The organism is Vibrio sp. 2033, assembly GCF_033339735.1.
The window spans coordinates 1-663 of sequence record NZ_JAWOVC010000408.1; the positions used below are offsets into that span (position 1 = coordinate 1).

Sequence of the window (663 nt, forward strand, 5' to 3'; positions counted from 1 at the left end):
GCAGAAATTGATTGATAGGAGCAAGAAGATCTTGATAGGCGTCGAGATTAATCATTTTATTTTTAGTATGTTACGTTCAAATTTGGTTCATCCAGAGCATGAGTAAAACGGAAATCTGGATAGAAAAAAGGCTGCAAACGCAGCCTTTAATCGGATAGGGCGAAAAGCTGGTGGGGATATTACCACTTTTTCTTCTCGCCGAAGAGTGCTTCCATGTCGTTGTCACGCTCTTTGTCTGCCATTTGCTGCATTTCTGCATCGCTTTTGTCTTGGCGTTTCTTGTCTAAGTCGCCAAGCATCTCTTCAAGCTTTTGTTTTGCTTGGATGGAGTACGGATCGCTTTTTGTACTCAGCGCATCGATGCCTTTGCGAAGCAGTTGTAGCGCAGTACCCGGTTGGCCGCGAGCAATGGAATCGTTCGCTCGCTTAATCACGTTTTCGATGTTGATGCGAATTTGCATCGTTTCCAAACGCGCATTCTCGGTTACGTAAGTCTGGGTGTCTAATCGGCCTTTGTTGTGCTCGTTTCGAACGGTGTCACGCAGGCGCTTAACCAGCTTAAGCATCACGATGGCTTGCTTATCGCTGCTTGGCATTTTGAAAGAGGTACTTTCACCAGTCGGACCGTTTTCTTTTAGCTGTCCGATTTGCTGCTTCATATTC

The 663-nt window shown here is 45.7% G+C and carries 1 protein-coding gene; it reads right to left on the bottom strand.

All coding sequences use genetic code 11. The features are described from left to right. Window positions 1-179: 179 nt before the first annotated feature. Window positions 180-663 (bottom strand): DNA repair protein (locus R7P74_RS26875; protein ID WP_318123711.1); only part of this gene is annotated, 484 nt, incomplete at its 5' end.